20 protein-coding genes are annotated in these 20,534 nt (G+C 62.0%); 4 read left to right on the forward strand and 16 right to left on the reverse strand.

Features of this window, described 5'->3' with window-relative positions; all coding sequences use genetic code 11:
• Positions 1–37: 37 nt before the first annotated feature.
• Positions 38–979: an alpha/beta hydrolase gene (locus BJI47_RS19940; RefSeq protein WP_088945358.1), complete on the forward strand. Its 942-nt coding sequence runs from the start codon at positions 38–40 to the stop codon at positions 977–979.
• 64 nt (positions 980–1,043) lie between these two features.
• Here BJI47_RS19940 and BJI47_RS19945 read toward each other — a convergent pair whose 3' ends face one another.
• From BJI47_RS19945 to BJI47_RS19990, 10 genes are all read right to left on the reverse strand, one after another.
• Positions 1,044–2,447, reverse strand: a complete 1,404-nt coding sequence (locus BJI47_RS19945; RefSeq protein ID WP_088945359.1) for an MCE family protein — start codon at positions 2,445–2,447, stop codon at positions 1,044–1,046.
• Positions 2,444–3,619 carry an MCE family protein gene (locus BJI47_RS19950; protein ID WP_254900706.1) on the reverse strand — a complete coding sequence of 392 codons (1,176 nt, stop codon included), beginning with the start codon at positions 3,617–3,619 and terminating at the stop codon, positions 2,444–2,446. Before BJI47_RS19950 ends, BJI47_RS19945 begins: the two co-directional genes overlap by 4 nt.
• Before the next feature lie 8 nt (positions 3,620–3,627).
• Positions 3,628–4,875, reverse strand: coding sequence for an MCE family protein (locus BJI47_RS19955; protein WP_088945360.1), 1,248 nt, complete (start codon positions 4,873–4,875; stop codon positions 3,628–3,630).
• 1 nt (position 4,876) lies between these two features.
• Positions 4,877–5,947, reverse strand: a complete 1,071-nt coding sequence (locus BJI47_RS19960; protein WP_088945361.1) for an MCE family protein — start codon at positions 5,945–5,947, stop codon at positions 4,877–4,879.
• Positions 5,934–6,965, reverse strand: coding sequence for an MCE family protein (locus tag BJI47_RS19965; RefSeq protein ID WP_088945418.1), 1,032 nt, complete (start codon positions 6,963–6,965; stop codon positions 5,934–5,936). The genes BJI47_RS19960 and BJI47_RS19965 overlap by 14 nt, the downstream gene beginning before the upstream one ends.
• Positions 6,962–8,125, reverse strand: coding sequence for an MCE family protein (locus tag BJI47_RS19970; RefSeq protein WP_088945362.1), 1,164 nt, complete (start codon positions 8,123–8,125; stop codon positions 6,962–6,964). The genes BJI47_RS19965 and BJI47_RS19970 overlap by 4 nt, the downstream gene beginning before the upstream one ends.
• A gap of 6 nt (positions 8,126–8,131) precedes the next feature.
• A complete protein-coding gene (locus tag BJI47_RS19975) occupies positions 8,132–8,983 on the reverse strand; it encodes an ABC transporter permease (protein WP_088945363.1) in 852 nt (283 codons plus the stop codon).
• A 13-nt stretch (positions 8,984–8,996) separates the two neighbouring features.
• The gene (locus tag BJI47_RS19980) at positions 8,997–9,761 is read right to left on the reverse strand and encodes an ABC transporter permease (RefSeq protein WP_088945364.1); all 765 of its coding nucleotides are present in this window, start codon (positions 9,759–9,761) and stop codon (positions 8,997–8,999) included.
• Between the two features lie 392 nt (positions 9,762–10,153).
• On the reverse strand, positions 10,154–11,083 hold the full coding sequence (locus BJI47_RS19985; RefSeq protein WP_088945365.1) for a 3-oxoacyl-ACP reductase: 930 nt from the start codon (positions 11,081–11,083) through the stop codon (positions 10,154–10,156).
• A 42-nt stretch (positions 11,084–11,125) separates the two neighbouring features.
• The gene (locus BJI47_RS19990; protein WP_088945366.1) at positions 11,126–11,314 is read right to left on the reverse strand and encodes a ferredoxin; all 189 of its coding nucleotides are present in this window, start codon (positions 11,312–11,314) and stop codon (positions 11,126–11,128) included.
• Between the two features lie 227 nt (positions 11,315–11,541).
• Between BJI47_RS19990 and BJI47_RS19995 the strand changes: the two genes are divergently transcribed.
• Together BJI47_RS19995 and BJI47_RS20000 are read left to right on the forward strand one after the other, a co-directional pair.
• Positions 11,542–12,720, forward strand: coding sequence for an acyl-CoA dehydrogenase family protein (locus BJI47_RS19995; RefSeq protein WP_084347214.1), 1,179 nt, complete (start codon positions 11,542–11,544; stop codon positions 12,718–12,720).
• Positions 12,721–12,739: 19 nt separating this feature from the next.
• Complete coding sequence (locus tag BJI47_RS20000) at positions 12,740–13,831, forward strand: acyl-CoA dehydrogenase family protein (RefSeq protein ID WP_088945367.1); 1,092 nt, start codon at positions 12,740–12,742, stop codon at positions 13,829–13,831.
• 95 nt (positions 13,832–13,926) lie between these two features.
• Here the strand turns inward: BJI47_RS20000 and BJI47_RS20005 are convergent, their stop codons facing one another.
• The 3 genes from BJI47_RS20005 to BJI47_RS20015 all read right to left on the reverse strand — a co-directional run bounded on the left by BJI47_RS20005 (position 13,927) and on the right by BJI47_RS20015 (position 17,101).
• Entirely contained in the window at positions 13,927–14,166 is a 240-nt protein-coding gene (locus tag BJI47_RS20005; protein ID WP_088945368.1) for a hypothetical protein, read from the reverse strand.
• A 178-nt stretch (positions 14,167–14,344) separates the two neighbouring features.
• On the reverse strand, positions 14,345–15,460 hold the full coding sequence (locus BJI47_RS20010; protein ID WP_088945369.1) for a nitronate monooxygenase family protein: 1,116 nt from the start codon (positions 15,458–15,460) through the stop codon (positions 14,345–14,347).
• A gap of 6 nt (positions 15,461–15,466) precedes the next feature.
• The gene (locus BJI47_RS20015; protein ID WP_088945370.1) at positions 15,467–17,101 is read right to left on the reverse strand and encodes an acyl-CoA synthetase; all 1,635 of its coding nucleotides are present in this window, start codon (positions 17,099–17,101) and stop codon (positions 15,467–15,469) included.
• 158 nt (positions 17,102–17,259) lie between these two features.
• Between BJI47_RS20015 and BJI47_RS20020 the strand changes: the two genes are divergently transcribed.
• A complete protein-coding gene (locus BJI47_RS20020) occupies positions 17,260–17,994 on the forward strand; it encodes a crotonase/enoyl-CoA hydratase family protein (RefSeq protein ID WP_254900708.1) in 735 nt (244 codons plus the stop codon).
• 4 nt (positions 17,995–17,998) lie between these two features.
• Here the strand turns inward: BJI47_RS20020 and BJI47_RS20025 are convergent, their stop codons facing one another.
• The 3 genes from BJI47_RS20025 to dnaJ form a co-directional block, all read right to left on the reverse strand.
• The gene (locus tag BJI47_RS20025; RefSeq protein WP_088945372.1) at positions 17,999–18,745 is read right to left on the reverse strand and encodes an FAD-binding oxidoreductase; all 747 of its coding nucleotides are present in this window, start codon (positions 18,743–18,745) and stop codon (positions 17,999–18,001) included.
• A gap of 71 nt (positions 18,746–18,816) precedes the next feature.
• Complete coding sequence (locus tag BJI47_RS20030; protein WP_088945419.1) at positions 18,817–19,233, reverse strand: heat shock protein transcriptional repressor HspR; 417 nt, start codon at positions 19,231–19,233, stop codon at positions 18,817–18,819.
• A gap of 83 nt (positions 19,234–19,316) precedes the next feature.
• The gene (gene dnaJ, locus BJI47_RS20035; protein WP_088945373.1) at positions 19,317–20,504 is read right to left on the reverse strand and encodes a molecular chaperone DnaJ; all 1,188 of its coding nucleotides are present in this window, start codon (positions 20,502–20,504) and stop codon (positions 19,317–19,319) included.
• Between the last annotated feature and the right edge of the window lie 30 nt (positions 20,505–20,534).

Below are 20,534 nucleotides of genomic sequence, written 5' to 3' on the forward strand. Positions count from 1 at the left end.
CTCACTTCTCGGGTTGACTGCGAGAGGACCACTCCCTATGGCTCACACGCTCACGTGGCACGACGACGTCAGCCGGCAGGCGCGGGTACTGGCGTATGCCATGCGGATGACGCTGAAACCGGCGTTCAGTCTCTGGCCACTCACCGACAACGGTATCCGAGCGATCGGTCACCTCGACCGTGCCGTCGACCGACTCCCGAAACCCAAGCGCGTCACGATCGAGCAGGTATTCCTCGGCGGAGTGCCATGCGAGAAGACGACACACCCGCGGGTCGCGACGGGATCTCTCGCCGATGCAACCATCCTCTACTTCCACGGCGGAGGCTTCGTATTCTGCGGTTTGGCCACCCACCGGAGCGCCTGCGCGACGATGTCCGCTCGCGCAGGTGTCCCCGTGTACTCCGTCGAATACCGACAGATCCCCAACGGCGGAATCGGTACATCCATCGCCGACGCGATGAGCTCCTACCGCGCTGCGCTGGACACCGTCGCAGATCCGTCCAAGATCATCGTCGCAGGTGATTCTGCCGGTGGATATCTCGCGATGAAGGTCGCCGAACTTGCTGTACTGGAGGGACTCACGCCGCCGGCCGCGGTGTTGGGGTTCTCCCCTTTGCTCAATCTTGATTTGAAGAGTCATCCGCGGAAGTTCATGAAGAAGGATGCGTACCTTCCGATGAAGCAGGTTCTTGCACTCGAAGGTCGCTGGCTCGCCGGACCCGACACCATTCCCGGGGTTTCTTCGCCCGTCGATGCCGACCCGTCGATCTTTCCACCGGTATTTCTTTCGACGGCGGAGAACGAAATCATGCGACCCGACGTCGAATCGATGACCCGAAAGCTCGGCGTCGCCGGCCGAACCGTCGAAACGCATGTGTGGAGGGGGCAGGTGCACGCGTTCCCCGTCATGGCCAGCGCACTGCCGGAAGGCAAGACGGTCCTGGATCTCGCTGTAGCCTTCGCCGCTCGCAACCTCTAGACACAACCACCCATAGACCCCACTCGACCGCACCTGCGGTCGAGTGGGCTCGAAGGGCAAGCGGTCAACCAGTACCCTGTTGGACCGACATGAGGCCCTGCAGGTCGTTGACACCGCCATTGAGTCCGGGTTGGGCGTAGGCGACGCCACCGGGTGCGACATACATTCCGGTCTGCGGATCGTACGGGCGTGCTGCCACTGCCGGAGTGAGACTGCTTTCACCACTCGGGATTTCGGTGTACGACGGCTCGCCCTGCTCGACCGGACCCCAAGGCGGGTTGTTGCCCAGCGGCACATACCCCTCCGCGCTGCGGCAGATCTCCGGCGTGGGTGCGCGTCGACCGGGCACCTCCATACACGGCAGGTTCCGCGAGCCGCGGACAGCGGTGCTATCGGACTGATCGGCCTTGCAGAACAGGTCAGCGGGTGTATCCGGAACGGACATTTCGTTGGGATCGCGCCGCTGATCGGCAGGAAGGAATCCTGTTGTGCACGATGGCGGGTCGTTGACTTCGAGTTGAAAGTTGACGATGGCACCCTCGTCGGCTGGCCCGGAGCCCGCCGCGGTCATCAAGGCTGCAGTGATCGGCGGGTACAACACCAGGATCTGCTCGATGCCTGCGTTGTAGATGACGCCGACTTCACCGATACTGACCAGGTTGGCAAGCAGAATCGGCAGCGTCGGCTGCAGATCCTGAAACAGCTTGTTGGCGGTCGCTGCCGCATTCGGCCCCTTCTCGAGGATGGCACGAAGATCCGGATCGCTGGCACGAAGCTGATCGGTGAAGGTAGCGAGATTACTTGTCCAGGAACGAATAGCGTCGCTGCTGACGACCTGTCCGTCGAGCAATGGCCCGAGTTGATCCAACAATTGGATCGTTTCTCCGGAATTGGCGTTCGCTTCCTGCACGAACAAGCGGGTCGAGTCGATGAGCTTCTGCAAGTCCGGTCCGGCTCCGTTGAACGCTTTGAAAGACTCGTCGACGACGGTCCGAAGCCTGGTGTCGGAAATGCTTTTCAGGAGCGTATCGGCCTGGTCCAACATCGGCCCGACGTCCTGCGGCACCGACGAGCGTTCCACCGGAATCACATCGCCGTTCGACAGGGCAGGGCCGTCCGAGCTGAGCGGGATGAGATCGACGTACTGCTCTCCGACGGCGGAGACGCTCTTCACCTGGGCATCGACATCCGCAGGAATCGAATAGTCGCTGTCGATCGACATCGTGGCATCGACGCCGTCGGGTGTGAGTTCGACGGACTTCACCTCACCGACGGTGGTGCCTCGATAGGTCACGTTCGAGTATTGGTACAGCCCGCCGGTCGTCGGCAGTTGCACCGTGACGGTGTAGCGGCCGATTCCGACAAGCGCTGGCGCTCCGACGTACTGGGTGGCCATTGCGACGAGTCCGATGACGGTGAGGATCGAGAAGATGATCAGCTGTACGCGGACGAATTTGGTGAGCATCATGGTGCGGGCACCCCGAGTCCAGGAATGGTGGGCAGAGGAATCGCAGGTAATCCTGGAATTTGCAAGGTCGGTGCGCTGATGGGTCCGCGCAGCGGATCGCCCGCTGATGCTGCGGTCGGTGCGGCCTGTACCCCGAGAGCGCCTTCGAGGCCAGCGATACGACCTGCGAGAGGCGTTCCGGTAAGGAAGTTGGCGTCGAACCTCGGAAGCGACAGGTCGATGACCATCCCCAGGTTTGCATAGTCTCCGCGGATCACGTTGTCGATGCCCTCCTGCGGGAACGGGTAGGTCAACAGAACCGACAACACTTCGGTCAGCGCACTGCCGGAATCGGCCAACGCGTTGAGCACTGGTGTGATGCTTTCGATGTTGGTCTGCAGGTCTGCGCCACTGGTCTCGACCAACTGGGACACGACGTTGCTGAGCTGGCCCAACGAAACGAAGGCGCCGGTGATGCTCGGACGTTGCTGGATCAGGACGTCGAGCGCCGGTGGCAGTTCGTTCAATGCCTTTGTCAGCGTCGCACTCTGGTTCTCGACATTGACGGCCAGGCGATCGATTCCGTCCAATGCCGCAATGATGTCACCACGCTGATCGTCGAGACTGCCGACCAATTCGTCCAGCCTCGGCAACAGGTCACGGATCGAATCTTCGCGGCCGCCGAGAGCATTGTTCAGTTCGGTGGTGATGTCCTGAATTTGAGCCAGACCACCACCGTTGAGAACCACGGACAGCGAGGACAGAGTTTGCTCGGTTGTCGGGTATGCCCCGGCTCGGTCGATGGGAATCACGTCGCCGTTCTGCAGTCTTCCCTCGGGGTCGGGCGGCGGCACCAGCGCGAGGTGCTGTGACCCGAGCAGTGAGGTCTGACCGATCTTGGCCGTGACGTTCTCTGGCAACTCGACGCCCTCGTTCAGCGACACTGTGACCAGAGCGTGCCAGTTCTGAACCGTGATCGCGTCGACAGTTCCGATCGTGACGTCGTCGACGGTTACCGGTGAGTTCTGCGACAGAGTGGTCACGTTGGGCATTTCGATCTGCACCTGATAAGCCCCGTCGCCTCGACCTTGAGTGCCAGGCAGTGGCAGGGAATTCAAGCCGCCCCATTCACAGCCCGCAAGGGTGATCGACATGGCACATGCGAGGGTGCCCACCTTTGCAACCGTGCGCATACGAGTTCTCATCGTCCGCCTCCCAGCAGATCACCGAGGCTTGGAACCTGGACGGTTGGCATATCGGCCATAGGCTCGGACTTCGGAGCGGACGCAGGCGTCTGCGCTTGTTCGAGACCAGGCTCGGTGTACACGATCTGATCCGGATTCGCGGCCGCTCCGGTGGTCGGATTGGCAAGAAACGCAGGATAATTGAAGACCAACGAGCTGAGCACTGGCCCAAGGTACTGCTTACACAGATCGGCACTGCGCTCCGACGTGGTGTTCCCCACGCCTGCCACTGCACCGCAGATGAAGTTGATCGGGTTGCCGAAGTTGTTCAACGAGATGGCACCGGTCAGCGAACCCTGCGCCGGTTGGTAGATGTTGTTGAAGTTGGCGAGTGCATTCGGTCCAGAATGCAGGATGCGCTCGATCTCTGGCCGCTTGTCGGTCAGGACGCGGGTCGCATCAGCCAACCGGCCGACTCCCTCGACCAGTCCTGCCTGGTTGTCCGCAATGAAGCGTTGCACTTCGCCGAGTGCGACATTGAGATCGGTCATGGCAGTGCCGAATTCGTCGGAACTCTGTGCGAGCATCTCCGACACCGACGCCAGCCGGCCACCGAACTGCACGATTTGATCGTTACTGTTCGAGAGTGCGCCGACGAACACCTGCAGATTGCGGATGGTCGAAAAGAGGTCGGTACGACCGTCGGACAGAACGCGCATGGTGTCGGACAGTTCACGCAGAGTCGAGCGCAGCGTGTCACCGTTCCCGTCGAGGTTGTCGGCGGCGGTGTCGATGAACCGGCCTACCGGTCCTTGCTCGTCGACGCCTTCCGGTCCGAGCGAGGTGGACAGTTTGGTCAGTTCGGTCTTGATCTGGTCCCACTCGACGGGTACCGCCGTGCGTTCGAGGGGAATCGTTTCCCCATCGGCCAATTCGGGTCCGCCGGCGAACACGGGAGTGATCTGGACGAACCGCGCAGACACCAGACTCTGCGCAATGACCACGGCCTTGGCATCGGCCGGGATCGCGACGTCGGATGAAACTTGCATGCTTACGCGGGCGTCGTCACCTTGGGGTTCGATCTTCTTCACCTTGCCCACGGTCACGCCGAGCACTCTGACATCGTCACCTTCGTAAAGGCCTGTCGTAGAGGAGAACTGAGCGATCACAGACTTCTGGGTCAGGCCGATGATCACCTTGTAGCCGACCACGACCAACACAATCGCCAGCACGGCGGCACCGAGATACAGCAGCTTCTTCTTCATGTCATTGCCCCGGAGGTTTCAGGATGGGTGGCGAATTCTTCGGAAGCAGATCCTGCAGAGTGCCAGGCAATTGATCCGGAGCAACGACGCCGTCCACGATCGTCTTCCACCACGAGCTCGGGAGGATGTTCTGGATGTAGGCGTTGAAGAACGGCCCGCTTGCAACCGCTTCACCGAGGGCACTGATGTAGGGCCCCAAGCCGTCGAGTGCGCCGGCGATATTGTCGTTGTTCTTTTGCAGTACCGCCACCACCGAGTTGAGCTTGTCGAGTGTCGGACCCATCTGCTCTGCGTTCTCCTGGACCAAACCGGTGAGCTGGCGAGACACCGAGGAAATGTTGGTGATCAACTGGCTGATAGCGGTTCGTCTGCGATCGAGTTCGCCGAACAACTCGTTGCCGTCGAGAATCAACTGGTTGATCTGATCGCTGCGGGTGGCGAGGATTCCGGTCACGCTCTCGGCACGTTCGAGCAACTGCTGCAGGCTTTCGTCGCGCGAGTTGATGCTTTGCGAAAGCCTGCTGACGCCATCGAGTGCGGTACGTAATTCCGGAGGAGTGTCGGACAGAGTATCCGAGACCACGTTCATCGCGTCACCCAACTGCTGGGTGTCGAGGTCTGAGATGGTGGTGCTCAGGTCGCCCAGAGCGTCGGTCAGCGAGTACGGAGAGTTGGTGCGAGAGGACGGAATAGTGTCGTGGACATCGATCGAACCGGGCCCATCGGGGCTCACCTTCAGCGACTTGCGGCCCAGGATGGTGTTGGTCTTGATCGCCGCAGCAGTCGCCTCGCCGAGTTCGATGTTCTCGCGCACCGTGAACTCGACGCGAACTTCCTGATCTGCGAGTTCGATCTGCTCCACCTTGCCGACCTTGACGCCGGAGACCGTGACGTCGTCGCCGACCATCAAGCCGCCTGCATCGGTGAAGAGCGCGGAGTAGTTGATGCCGCCGTTCAGGAACGGCAGGCGGTCGTACTGCAGCGTCGCAATTACGATGCAGAGCCCCAACACGATGCCGATGACCCCGATGTGGATGAGGTTCGGTGATTTATCCGCTTTAGTTGACGTCATTGATGTTTGCGCACCTCCCCGTATCCTGGACCGCCGTCGGAACGAGCAGCGTCGGTGAACCCTCTGGCCCTGAGATCTTGAATGTGTTGGAGCACAGGTAGAACTGGAAGAAGCTGCCGTACGATCCGGTTCGAATCAGTTTCTTGTAGTCACTCGGCAACCGGGTGAGCACCTGATCGATGTTGTCCTTTCCAAGGTCCAACTGGGTCGCGGTGCGGTTCGCGGCAGCGATCATCGCCTGCAGATCCGGACGCGTCGCCTGGAGAAGTCCGGCCAGATCTCCTGTTGCCCCGGCGATACGCGGGATGGCGTCACCGATCGGGTCTCGATCCTGAGCAAGTCCACTGACGAGTTGCTGCAATGAGTCGATAGTGGTCTCGAACTGGGTTCCTTGACGATCGATTGTGCCGAGAGTCGCGTTGAGGTTGGTGATGACGTCGCCGATCAACTGGTCGCGGTCAGCGAGTGTGTTGGTGAACGAGCTCGTGTTACCGAGAAGCGAGACCAGGGTTCCGCCCTGCCCTTGCAGGACCCCGAGCAACGCCGCCGACAAATCGTTGACCTGCTGCGGATCCAATCCTCGAAGCAGTGGCTTGAACCCACCGAGCAACAGGTCCAGATCGAGCGCGGGTGAAGACTGATTCACTGGAATCGTGCCGCCACTGTCGAGTTCCTCGATCCCACCGGGGCCTTCGAGGAGCTCGAGGTACCGGTCGCCGACGAGGTTCTCGTATCGGACAGTTGCCGCGGTGCTCGTCAGCAGGCGGTGCTTCGAGTCGACGTCGAACTCGACCTCGGCGAGGTTCTCATTGCCGACGTCCACACCCTTCACGGCTCCGACGGGAACACCTGCGATGCGCACTTTGTCACCGGACTCGAGCCCGGACGCATCGCTGAACACGACATGGTAGGAGTCGGTGCTACCGAACCGGTATTGGCTGAACACCAATGCCAAAGCACCGAAGATCACCACCATGACCAGCGCGAAGATCGAAAGCTTTATCGTATTACTTCTCATGGCCACGCCCCCGCAAACAGGAATTGGAAGATGGTGGGCACGTTGATGGAAGGCTGCGTTTCAGGCACATACGGTGCGTCGGCGGTGTCCGCGACGACGAACGGTGCGTGCGCCTGCTTCGGATCGAAGTTGGGCAACCCGTAGCAGTTGGGGCCGCCGCTGGCCGCGATTTTCGGCAGGTTCTTTTCGACCGTGTACGCCGGGTCACCCAGCACGAAGCTCGTACTGAGCTTGAGCGAGGCGCTGTCTCCTGCACCGGCCATCGGCCCGAATTGCTTCCGTCCCTTGTTGAGCCCCACCAGGAAACAGGTCAGGGCAGGTGAATATTCGTCGAGCAGTGTCGTGGTGTCGGTCAGCGTCGACAGTGCGGTCTCGAGTGGCTGCTGATTCTCGGTCAGCACCTGCGTTGCAGTATTGGCGAGACCGGTCACGTTCATCAGCAGTAGGTCGAGGTTCGCTTGTTCCTCGACGATGGTTTTGCCCGTGTCACTCGCGTTGTCGAGTACCCGCATGAGGTCCGGGGTCGCGTCGGCGTAGACATTGGTGACGATCGCTGCCGCGGACAGATCTCGTTGCAGCGCGGGAAGACTCGGATTCACTGTCTTCAGATAGGAATCGGTGTCCTCGAGCAACGACCCGAGTTGGTCGCCGCGGCCGCGTAGCGCCGAGGAGACCGCGCCGAGGGTCGCGTTGAGCTTCTCGGGTTCGAGCTTCTGAAGAACCTCCGACAGATGCTGGAACAAGGTGTTGAACTCGACGGTGACACTGTCCGCGGGAATGACGGCGCCGGCCTCGATGCTCTGGCTCGATGGGTCGGGGGGAACGACGAAGTTGACGTACTTGGCGCCGAACACCGTGGTGGACTTGATCTCCACCGCAGCGTTCGACGGAATCAGCGACAGCATCGACGGATCGAGATCCAGGTCGAGCCGAGCCATACCGTCTTCCTGCGAGATCGACCCGACACGGCCGACCTCGACGCCGCGAAGCTTGACCTTGGCCTGCGGATCCATCACCAGTCCGGCGCGCGCCGAGGTGACGGTGACCGGAACTGTGCTGGTGAATCCGCCCGCAAACGTGATCAACGCGAACGCCGTGATGGCGACCAAACCGAGCACGAGTCCGGCGGCGGCGAGTTTCTTGGTAATCGAATTGTCCATGTCCCGTTATCCCGACAGGTTGAAGTTGCCGGAGCTGCCGTAGATGGCCAGCGAGATCAGCAGGGTCACCGTCACGACTGCGATGAGCGAGGCGCGAACAGCGTTTCCGACAGCCACCCCGACGCCGACCGGACCGCCGCTGGCAGTGAAGCCGTAGTACGTGTGGATCAGCATTACCGCGAGCGCCATGACTATGGCTTGGGCAAAGGACCACAGTATGTCCGTCGGTATCAAAAATGTGTCGAAGTAGTGGTCGTAGACGCCCGCAGACTGGCCGAAGAGCACCACCGTGGCGAAACGACTCGCAATGAACGAGGCAATGACCGCCAGCGAGTAGAGCGGAACGATGGCGACCATGCCGGCGAGCACTCGTGTGCTGACCAAGTACGGGATCGAAGGAATTGCCATCGACTCCAGTGCGTCGATTTCCTCGGCGACCCTCATGGCACCCAATTGCGCAGTGGAACCTGCTCCGATGGTGGCCGCAAGGCCGATCCCCGCGATCACCGGCGCGGCGATGCGCACGTTGATGAAGGCGGCGAAGAAGCCGGTGAGCGCCTCGACGCCGATGTTCCCCAGCGAGGAGAAACCCTGCACGGCAATGGTTCCGCCGGCGAACAAGGTCAAGAATCCGACGATGACGACCGTTCCACCGATGACGGCGAGCGCACCGGACCCCATGCTGATCTCAGCAACGAGTCGCAAAGTCTCTTTTTTGTAGCGAACCGCGGCGCGTGGCACCGACGCGAGCGCACGGATGTAGAAGATCGCCTGTTCTCCCAGGCTGTCCACCGCGCCTGATGCACGCCTGACCCTCCTGCGCACCTTCGGAAATCGGCCGGCTGTAACGAGGGCCATCTCTAGATCCCCTTCATCCGGCTGTCAATTTGATACCGACGGCGGTGACCACGACATTGACGACGAACAGCGCCATGAAAGCGAAGACGACTGTCTGATTCACTGCATCGCCCACGCTTTTGGCTCCACCACGCACGTTCAGTCCGAGATAGCACGCGACGAGACCGGCGATCATTCCGAACAGGCCCGCCTTGACCTGCGAGACGATGAGTTCACCGAAGCCGGTCAGCAGCGTGATGCCGTTGACGAAGGCCCCCGGGTTGACACCTTGAAGGAAAACGGAGAACACGAAGCCGCCGAGAATGCCGATGGTGCTTACCAGGCCGTTGAGCAGCAGTGCGATGACCGTCGAGGCAAGCACTCGCGGGACGACGAGGCGGTGGATCGGGTTGATGCCGAGCACCCGCATCGCGTCGATTTCTTCGCGGATGGTGCGTGCGGCGAGGTCGGCACAGATGGCCGTCGCGCCTGCTCCAGCCACGATGAGCACCGTGACGATGGGACCGACCTGCGTGACAGCGCCAAGAGCAGCACCCGCGCCACTGAGGTCGGCTGCACCGATCTCACGGAGAAGAATGTTGATGGTGAAGCTGACCAACACGGTGAAAGGCACGGCCACCAGTACGGTCGGCACCATCGACACACGGGCGATGAACCACGCCTGGTCGATGAACTCTTGACGCTGAAACGGCCGGCGGAACACCGAACGCAGCGTGTACCACGACATGTCGAAGAAGGCGCCTACCGCACGAAGGGGTACGAGGAGAACGTCGTTCATGAAACCTCCCTCGCTACATGCGACACTGTGATCCAAGTCATGGCCGTCCAGCTCATGTTAACTAGAACACGTTCAGTAGTCAAAGAATCGACCGATCTAAGTGCTGGGCGGTTCGAATCACGCGTGAGTGTCGTACACATCGCGTACGACCCCTCCATTCAATTACATTGCAGCAAAGGGCTTTCGGCTTCCAGACACCCGAATGCCGCGACATTCGAGGGAGTTGCTCGACCACCGCAGGCGGCGAGTTCACCGTGAAGAAACGGGTGTAAAACTAGAACGTGATCTAGTCTTGCACCCGCATCGCTGAAACAACGTAGAACCGCATTCAAACCCACGCGCCCGCATCATCTTCACCCGACATCGCCCTCGATGTGGCCGAAATCGAAAAGCTACGGACCGGCCGTGACCTCCGGCGCGTCCAGATCGAGCGCCGCACTGGCCGAGAACGTCTTCGAAGGGTCACGCCCATCGAAGTACGTACTCAGCTCGGCCCCGAGAGACAGCGGCGTCCATGCACCCGAAGTTGCATCGAACCGCTGCTCGACGACGGGGGCAGCCATGAGAGCCACCATCGGCCCGTAGACGATGAAGACCTGCCCGTTGACGGCGTCCGAGGCAGGCGAGGACAGGTAGGTCACCAGCGTCGACACGTGCTCCGGTGCCAACGGATCGATTCCGTCGGTGGGCGCGTCACCGAAAACCGATTCGGTCATCGAGGTACGTGCACGTGGGCAGATCGCATTGGCACGAACCCCATAGCGTGACAACGCCCGCGATGCCGACAACGTCAGTGCCGTGATTCCAGCCTTGGCAGCGCCGTAGTTGGCCTGCCCCTCCGGCCCCAGCAACCCTGCCTCGGAAGAGGTGTTGACGATCCGGCCGTATACCGGCGCGCCTGCTTTCTTGGATTCGCCTCGCCAGTAGGCACCTGCGTTGCGCGTGAGCAGAAAGTGTCCGCGTAGATGCACCCGGATGACTGCATCCCAGTCGTCGTCGGACATGTTGAACAGCATGCGATCTCGGACGATTCCAGCATTGTTGACGACGATGTCGACGCGGCCGAACTTATCCTGCGCGGCCGCGAACATGGCGTCGGCAGTGGAACGTTCGCTCACGTCGCCCGGCACGAAGACCACCCGACGGCCGGTCGCCTCGATCGCCGCGATCGTCTCGTCCGCGGCGGGTCCCGATGCGATATCACCGAGCACTATGTCAGCCCCCGCCTGCGCGAGGCCGATAGCCTCCGCGCGGCCGAGTCCGGACGCAGCACCGGTTACGAGCGCTACCCTGTCGTCGAGTCGTACATCTTCTTCGTTCACGTTCCGGACTGTAGAACGTGTTCTATGTTTGTGGCAAGCAATCTATTCCTTCCACCGCAGTGCGGCTCGCGGGCAACCCGCTATCGCCTCGTCCACGTCCGCCTTGTTCTCGGGCAGGTCTGCGGCATCGGACACCACCAGCTGGTCGTCGTCGTCCAGGTCGAACACCTGGGGTGCCACACCTACGCACACACCGTTCGCTTCACACCGATCGAAATCAACCTCGAGCACTGTCGATACCCACTTTCATTTGTGATGCGCTTGCGCCGTCGCCCGTACGTGCCCGATCGGCCCCGGTTCGAAGCCGCACGCCCGGTCGACGGGCAACTTATCCCTCAAGACTAGAACGTGTTCCACCCCGTGTGCAATGATTCGACCTACCTGAGGGTGACGCACGGATGCCGACGTCGACTCACTATGAACTTGTTGCAGATTCCGGGCACGAGAGGACCACTGATATGCGGATCATGTACACGGAGGAACAGGCCGAGTTGCGCGCCGAATTACGCGCCTACTTCGCCACCCTGATCACTCCCGAGCGCCGCGAGGCACTGAGCTCGACATCCGGTGAATACGGTGAGGGCACCGTTTATCGCGATGTAGTCAAACAGATGGGTACCGACGGTTGGCTCGCGCTCGGTTGGCCTACCGAGTTCGGTGGCCAGGCACGTTCGGCCATGGACCAGCTCATCTTCACCGACGAAGCCGCCACCGCGGGAGCACCGGTTCCCTTCTTGACCATCAACAGTGTCGCGCCGACTCTCATGGCGTTCGGCACGCCGGAGCAGAAGGCGTACTTCCTTCCTCGTATTTCTGCCGGCGATCTGCACTTCTCGATCGGCTACTCCGAGCCGGAAGCAGGCACCGACCTGGCAGCGCTGCGCACCACAGCAGTGCACGACGGCGACGACTACGTCATCAACGGCCAGAAAATGTGGACCTCGCTCATCAAGTACGCCGACTACGTGTGGCTCGCGTGCCGTACCGATCCCGAGGCTCGCAAGCACCGCGGGATCAGCATGCTGATCGTTCCCACCGACGCCGAAGGCTTCTCCACCACTCCGGTGCACACGATGGCAGGCCCTGACACAAGCGCGACCTACTACCAGGATGTGCGAGTACCCAAGACCGCACTCGTGGGCGAAGAGAACCGCGGTTGGTCGCTGATCACCAACCAGCTCAACCACGAGCGTGTCGCTCTCACCTCGGCCGGGCCGCTCGTCGCTTCTCTCCGTGAGGTCCGTGCGTGGGCACAGAACACCAAGAAGCCGGACGGCACTCGGATCATCGATCAGGAATGGGTGCAGATTGCACTCGCTCGGGTCCACGCGAAGGCGTCCTACCTCGAACTGCTGAACTGGGAAATCACCGCCGCCAGCTCCACCCCCGGCCCGGCCGACGCGTCGGCGAACAAGGTGTACGGCACCGAACTGGCAACCGAGGCATACCGCACGATGATGGAAATCCTCGGGCCATCCGCCACGTTCCGGCGCGGCTCGCCTGGCGCCCAACTACAGGGTCGACTCGAGAGGCTGCATCGCTCTTCGTTGATCCTCACCTTCGGCGGCGGCACCAACGAGGTGCAACGCGACATCATCGGCATGACCGCGCTCGGCCTGCCCGCATCTGCACGCTGACTTTTCGGGAGAAAATGAAATGGACTTCACCACCACCGAGGCTCAGCGCGATCTCGCCGGGCTCACCCATGACATCGTTACCAAATACAGCACGAACGACGTCCAACGACAGCTGGATTCGAATCCGGACAGCATCGACCGCGCGCTGTGGGATGCGCTGACGTCCGGCGGACTTCTGTCGGCCGCCGCACCCGAGTCCATCGGCGGCGACGGGTACGGCGAACTGGAAGCATCGTCGATCGCCATCGAACTCGGCAGAGGCCTTGCCGCCGTCCCTTTCGTGGCAAGTACTTCGGTCGCCGCGGCGATCGCCCGGTTCGGTTCGGACGAGCAGCGGACCGAGTGGGCAGCCCCAGCCGTTGCCGGCAGCTCGATCCTGACGTTGGCAATCGATGAAGAACACGGCGAGCCGCTCGACCCGTTGACCCGAGCAGACCGCACCGACACCGGCTGGACTTTGACCGGCTCCAAGATCGGCGTCGACAGTGCACCCGTCGCCGACGGCTTCCTCGTCACGACGGCCGCAGGCGCGTTTCTCGTTCGCGCGGACGACGCCGGCGTCACGGTCCTACCCCAGCAGGGCGTCGACAATCGCAGCATCGGAGTTCTCGAATTGAACTCGGTGCAGGTCGACTCGACCCGGTTGCTCGCAGATCCGGACCTCACGCGCTGGGTTCTGGCACGCGTCACGCTCGGAACCTGCGCATACCAGGTCGGGGTCCTGGAGGAATCGCTCCGGCTCACCGCCGAGTACGCCCGTGAACGTGTTCAGTTCGGTAAGCCGATCGGCAGTTTCCAGGCCGTCGCACAGCGGTTGGCCGACGGGTACATCGACGTCAAGGGCGCCCGGTTGACGCTCTGGAAGGCAGCGTGGAGCCTCTCTGCAGGCAACAACGGTGACGAAGATGTTGCGGTCGCGAAGTTCTGGGCAGCGGACGCAGGCCACCGCGTCGCGCACACGCTGGTGCACATTCACGGTGGCGTCGGGCTCGATCGCGATCATCCGGTGCACCGATACTTCCTCGTCGCCAAGCGAGCAGAGTTCGCCTACGGACATGCCACCGCTCAGCTGCGCCGTCTAGGTTCCGCTCTCGCCGACGTGCCTGCCTGAACCGGACTTATCGCCCGACCTGGTACACGCCAGGTCGGGCGACACCGAGAAGGCGTGCCCCGCAGTGATTTTCGGGCAGACCCTCTAACTGCCAGTCAGTCGAAAAGAGTAGGTGACGGCGGCTCGTCGACCGCTGCTGCCGAGGAGCCCGTGGGCTGCGACTCTTCCCCAGGAGAACCTTTGCGGACCACCGACAATGTGGTGGTCCGCACCGAGAGTCGATGGCCGCCGTGATGTTCCAAAAGTGCGAGACCCTGTCGAATCTCGAGCACTTTCCACGGGCCGGCGTGCCCGTTCGCCTGGACCAGGTCGCCTGCTGCGATCGCGGAAGCCACTACGAGTCTCCATTCGGTTCGTTCATTCGTGTGTGACCCAACCCTAGTCGGCTCGGAACCCGTTGCTCGCCTCGAGCGCCCCTACCCGGCCCCAACGGAACTCACCTGCCTCGACACACACTCTCCCGCAACATGACTCGGCAGGCTCACGCGTGATCGCGTGAGCCTGCCGAGTTGTCTAGCGAATTTTGTCGAGCCTGCCGAGCGCTTCTTCGAACCCGTCCACCAAATCGGCGATGACGTCCGCGACCGGACGAATCTCGTTCATCCTGCCGACGATCTGTCCCACCGGCATCGCCACCACCTCGGGATTGTCGGCGTTGTTGATTCGTTGATGCGCTTCACTGACCAAGATGTTCTGCAGCGGCATCGGTAGTGGATCCGGGGCCTCGGCGCCGTTCCACGCCTCGGTCCACTTGGTCTTGAGCAAACGCGCGGGTTTACCCGAGTAGATGCGAGTTCGAACCGTATCGCTCGATGTCGCCGTCAACAACGCTTCCTGCATCGCCGACGGTTTGCCCTCCACGCGTGCACCGAGGCGGTACTCGGCCGCGGTCAGCCACATCGATCCCATCCACACGCCTTGGGCGCCGAGCGCCAACGCAGCCGCTACTTGCCGTCCACTGCCGATTCCGCCTGCCGCGAGAACTGCACCCGAATCGCCCAACGCCTCGACGATCTCGGGTAGCAGCACCATCGAAGCGATCTCACCGGTATGACCCCCAGCTTCATACCCCTGAGCGATGACGATATCGACACCGTTTTCGATGTGTCGGCGCGCGTGCTCCGCCGTACCTGCCAGCGCTGCGACCGGCACGCCGAGCTCGTGTGCCTGCACGATCACATCGTTCGGCGGCGAGCCAAGCGCGTTGGCGATCAACTTGATCGGGTGCTTCAACGCGACGTCGACGTGCGAGCGGGCCACCGAGTGCAGCCACCCGAGCACCCCTTCGTTACGTGCCGCATCGTCGTCGAGCGGCGGCACACCGAGCTGGTCGAGCGTGCGATCGATGAACGCTCGATGCTCGGCCGGGATCAATTCGTTCAAGTCCACCGATGCGCCCTCGGTAGGAATCTTCGCCGGCATGACGATGTCGACACCGTACGGTTTGCCGTCGGTGTTCTCATCCATCCAGGTCAGCACCGCGTCGAGTTCTTCGGCGTCGTTGAACCGCACACAGCCGAGCACACCGAGTCCGCCGGCTCGGCTGATCGCCGCAGCGACATGTTCGGACGGAGTGAATCCGAAGATCGGAAATTCTATTCCGAATTTTTCCGACAGATCGGTATGCATGGTTGCTTAGTTCTCTGCGCTGGCGAGACGCGACGCGGAGGTCTCGTCAGCCGGGCGTTGCTCGGTCTGACTCAATGCCCACCGGTAGTCGGGCTTGCCGGCCGGCGAACGCTTGATCTCGTCGACGAACCACACCGCACGCGGAATCTTGTATCCCGCAATCTCTTTGCGAGCAGCGGTATCGAGGTCTGCGAGTGTGGGACGTTGTGTGCCTCGGGCCTGTACGACGGCAGCGACCCTGTGGCCGAGCCGCTCGTCCGGGACGCCGACGACGATGGCGTCGAACACCTCGGGGTGCGATTTGAGAGCACCTTCGACCTCCTCCGGGAACACTTTTTCGCCGCCGGTATTGATCGAGACCGAACCACGCCCGAGCATCGTGACGCTGCCATCGGCTTCGACCCTGGCGTAGTCGCCGGGAATCGAGTAGCGGACGCCGTTGATCTCCTTGAACGTCTCAGCCGTCTTGACCTCGTCCTTGTAGTACCCGACCGGGATGTGCCCACTCCGCGCCAGCAGTCCCTTGACTCCCGAGCCTGCCTCGACGGGACGGCCGTCTTCACCGAGCACGATGGTCGAGGCGTCGATCTTCACCCGCGGTCCACCGGTGTGTTCGGCGCCCTTGGCGACTACGGACAGTCCGCCGAAACCGGTCTCGGAAGATCCGATCGAGTCGGTGATCATCCGGTTGGGAAGCAGTTCGAGGAGCTTTTCCTTGATGCTGGGTGAGAACAATGCTGCGCTGCTGGCTATCAGGAAGAGCGAAGACAAGTCGTAGGGCTTGCCATCCGGGCCGCCCTCGATGAGTGCGTCGAGCATCGGGCGTGCCATCGCATCGCCGGTGATGAAAACGAGGTTGATCCCGTATTTGTCGACCAGCTGCCAGATGGCGTGACCCTCGAAATCAGGGTGCAGCACGGTCTTTCCACCCCCGAAGAGGCTCTGGAACGTGGCCCACTGTGCCCCGCCGTGGATCATCGGAGGAATCGGCATTCTCGTCATCGGCGGATTCTCGGCGCCCATTTTGGCGAGACCCCACTCGTCCTCGACGTACTCGCCGGTCATGAAGTTGATGCCACCGCCGAGCACACGCCAGATGTCCTCGTGCCTCCACATCACGCCTTTGGGGCTACCCGTGGTCCCACCGGTATAGAGCATGTAGATGTCGTCGTTGGTGCGTTCTTCGAAGTCGCGTTCGGGGGAAGAACTCTCGAGCGCGTCTTCGTAGGAGACCTGGCCCTCTGCGCCGTCGATCACCACGGTCGTCTTCAGCAGTGGACAGGTAGGTAGAACAGCGGCGACCTTGTCGGAGTAGCGGGCTTCATGAACGAGCGCGACCATGTCCGAATTCTCGAAGATGTACTGCAACTCGTTCTCGATGTAGCGGTAGTTCACATTGATCACCACTGCGCGAATCTTGAAGATAGCGACCATTGCCTCGATCGCCTCGATGCCGTTACGGCTGTACACCCCGACCTTGTCGCCCGGCTTGACGCCTTGCTTCTGCAGGTAGTGCGCTAGCCGGTTGGTTCTGTCTTCCATCTGCGCGTAGGTGATCTCTCGGTCTCCCGACAGCAAGGCAACACGGTCGGGAACAAGGTCGATTGCATGCTCGACGAGGTCTGCGATATTTAGGGCCACGCGTTAAAAGTAGAACGTGTTATCGTTTCTGGCAATAGCCAATCTGAGACCGAGATCACAAGAGTGAGGTAGCCACAGTGACGTCGAGTGCGCCGGAAATCGGAACGAAATCACCGCACGCACTCGTGGAGAAGCGTGGCCAAGTCCTCATCGTGACGATGAACCGACCCGAAGCGCGCAATGCACTGAGCGGCGAGATGATGGCCATAATGCGCGACGCCTGGGATCGTGTCGATGCCGACCCAGATATCCGGGTCGCCATCCTGACCGGCGCCGGCGGCGCGTTCTGCGCGGGCGCCGACCTCAAAGCGATGACCAGCACTCACCCAGGTGACAGTTTCAGTGGAGGCGGATGGGACCTGTCGAAGATCGAGGCCCTACTCAAAGGCCGCAGGCTGACCAAGCCGCTCATCGCAGCCGTCGAGGGCCCCGCCATTGCAGGCGGTACCGAAATTCTTCAGGGCACCGATATTCGCGTCGCAGGTGAAAGCGCCAAGTTCGGTGTCTCCGAAGCAAAGTGGGGACTCTTTCCACTCGGCGGGTCCGCGGTGCGGCTCGTCCGGCAGATCCCGTACACGATTGCGGCCGACATCCTGTTGACCGGCAGGCATATTCGCGCTGCCGAAGCCAAGGAGATCGGGCTGATCGGTCACGTGGTCCCCGACGGTCAGGCGCTGGAGAAGGCACTCGAACTCGCCGAACTCATCGCCGCGAACGGCCCGCTCGCCGTACAGGCGATACTCAAAACCATCCGAGACACCGAGGGACTGCACGAGGAAGAGGCGTTCAAGATCGACGCCGAACTCGGCGTAGCGGTATTCAAGAGCCACGACGCCAAGGAAGGGCCGCGGGCATTCGTCGAGAAGCGGGCCCCGGTGTTCGAAGGTCGGTAGCGCGTCAGCGCTGGACCGCCTCCATCGGCGTTCCATTGTCGACCAGTGCCGACAGCGTCGCAGCTTCCATGCCCGGCGAACCACACACCAGAACCTGATGACGGTCGAAGGGCTCCTGGACAGCGATGACGTCGGCGAGGCTGCCTTCCCAACAGTGCTTCGCCCCGAACTTCGCGTCAGGGTCCGCGAGCTGTGCATTGATTGCCTCGTGCCACCTGTCCGGAGCCCATGGGTCCGCCAATTGATCCACCACCGGCACGACTTTCAGCCAGGGCAGTTCGGACGCAAGGATCCACAACAGATCCGCGGCATACAGATCGCTGGGCGATCGACCACCGAAGTACAACGTCACTCGAGGTGGCGACGGCCGACGCGTCAAGTCGAGGATGAGCGAACGCATCGGTGCCAGCCCGGTTCCTCCGGCGATCATGACGACATCTCGACCGGAGTCGTCGATGTGAAAGTTGCCGCCCGGATTGCGGAGTTGCCATACGTCACCCGGGCGGGTCTCGTTGACGATCGACCCACTGACCCAGCCTGCCGGCACCGCTCGAACATGAAATTCGAGCTTGCCGTCCAGCGACGGCGGAAGCGCCGAGGAATACCGTCGAGACAGTGTTGCGTTCTGCGGCACCACGACCTCGATCGACTGTCCGGCTCGAAACGGAACGGCGTCCCCGACGAGGCGGACGACGGCCAAGTCGTTGCGTAGTCGGTTGTACTGGACCACTTTTGCGTTCCAAGTCTGCATGCCGTCAAGGATAAGCGGTCTCACCGCATGTTCGCGATCAGCCGATAGCTTCCGGACCTCGACATGGATGCTCAGCGTTGGTGTCGCGGTTTCCAGACGACCAATGCGCTGCGTTGTACGGGAACGAGATCGCGTCGGTAGCTCGCGTGCACGTTCGCCAATTCCTGTGCGATTTCGGTGACACGTGCTTGCAGAGCCTCGACCTGATTGGTCAGCTCGATGATCCGCTTGATGCCTGCCAGGTTCACGCCCTCGTTCTGCGAGAGCCGCTGCACTTCGCGTAGCAATGCCACATCGCGCGGGGAGTAACGCCGCCCCCCACCGGTAGTGCGGTGCGGCGTCACCAACCCCAAACGGTCGTATGTACGCAGGGTCTGCGCGTGCATGCCCGCAAGTTGGGCCGCGACCGAGATGACGAACACCTGGGCGTCGGGGTCAGCGTGGCCGGGGCCACCCGATCCTGGAGTGGAGCCTGCGGAATGACCCAATCCTGGAGTGGAGCCTGCGGAATGACCCAATCCTGGAGTGGAGCCTGCGGAATGACCCGATCCTGGAGTGTTCGGCGGCAGTGTCACGATGCACCTGCCCACCCGGCCCGAGGGTCGAATCCGCTGGCCTTCTCGGCTTCCAGATAAGCGTGCAGTGCCTCGATGGCGGGATCGTCGAGTTTCTGCGGCACTGCGACCTTGACGGTGACCATCAGGTCACCTGCGGTCCCGGTCTTCTTGGGAACTCCTCGTCCGCGAACACGCAGTACACGTCCGTCGACCGTGCCCGGTGGGACCTTGACGCCGACTCGGCCGTCGAGGGTCGGGATCGACAACGTGGCCCCGAGGACCAGCTCGCCGTAACTGACCGGCACCGTCACGGTGAGATCGTCGCCGCTGCGGCCGAAGACCTTGTCGGGCCGTACCCGAACGGTCACATACAGATCGCCGGACGGCGCCCCACGAAGTCCTGCTTCGCCCTGGCCCGCCAATCTGATCTTCTGGCCGTCGGACACTCCGGGAGGGACACGCACGGTGATGGTGCGAGTGCGGTTCTGCACTCCCGTACCGCGGCAGTCCTGACACGGATCGTCGATGATCGAACCGGTTCCGCGGCAGTCGTCGCAAGGCTCACTGAACCCGAACGCGCCCTGGTTGCGGTTGACCACGCCTGCGCCATTGCACCTTGGGCACACGCGGGGGCTGGTTCCTGGCTTCGCACCGCTGCCGTGACACGTGGTGCACGAGGACGGGCTGGTCAGTCGCAGTGGAACGGTGACACCTTGCGTGGCTTCACGGAAACCGAGAGTGGTCTCGGTCTCGACGTCGCTGCCCCGTCGTGGACGGTTTCCCGCGGGGCGCTGCTGCGTGCCACCGCGGTTGAACAGTCCACCGAAGATGTCGCCGATTCCGCCGTCGCCGCCTCCGGCCTGACCGAAGATGTCGCCGACGTCGAACGTCTGACCGCCGCCGCCTCCACCGAATCCGCCCGAACCGGGGCTGAATCCGCCTCCGCCCTGGCCGAATCCACCGGAAGCGAAGAGTCGACGTGCTTCGTCGTACTCCTTACGTTTCGCCGGATCGATGAGAACCGACTTGGCCTCGCTGACTGCCTTGAAGCGGCGCTCGGCCTCAGCGTTTCCAGGATTGGCGTCAGGATGGTTGTCCTTGGCCAGCTTCCGGTACGCCTTGTTTATCTCGTCTGTGGACGCGTTGGAGGAAACGCCCAGTTCCTTGTAGAAGTCCTTCTCGATCCACTCCCGCTGGCTCACCGGGCGTTTCCTCCTCTCGCGCTATTTTTG

The sequence above is a fragment of the Rhodococcus sp. 1168 genome (assembly GCF_002091955.1).
Lineage (GTDB): Bacteria > Actinomycetota > Actinomycetes > Mycobacteriales > Mycobacteriaceae > Rhodococcoides.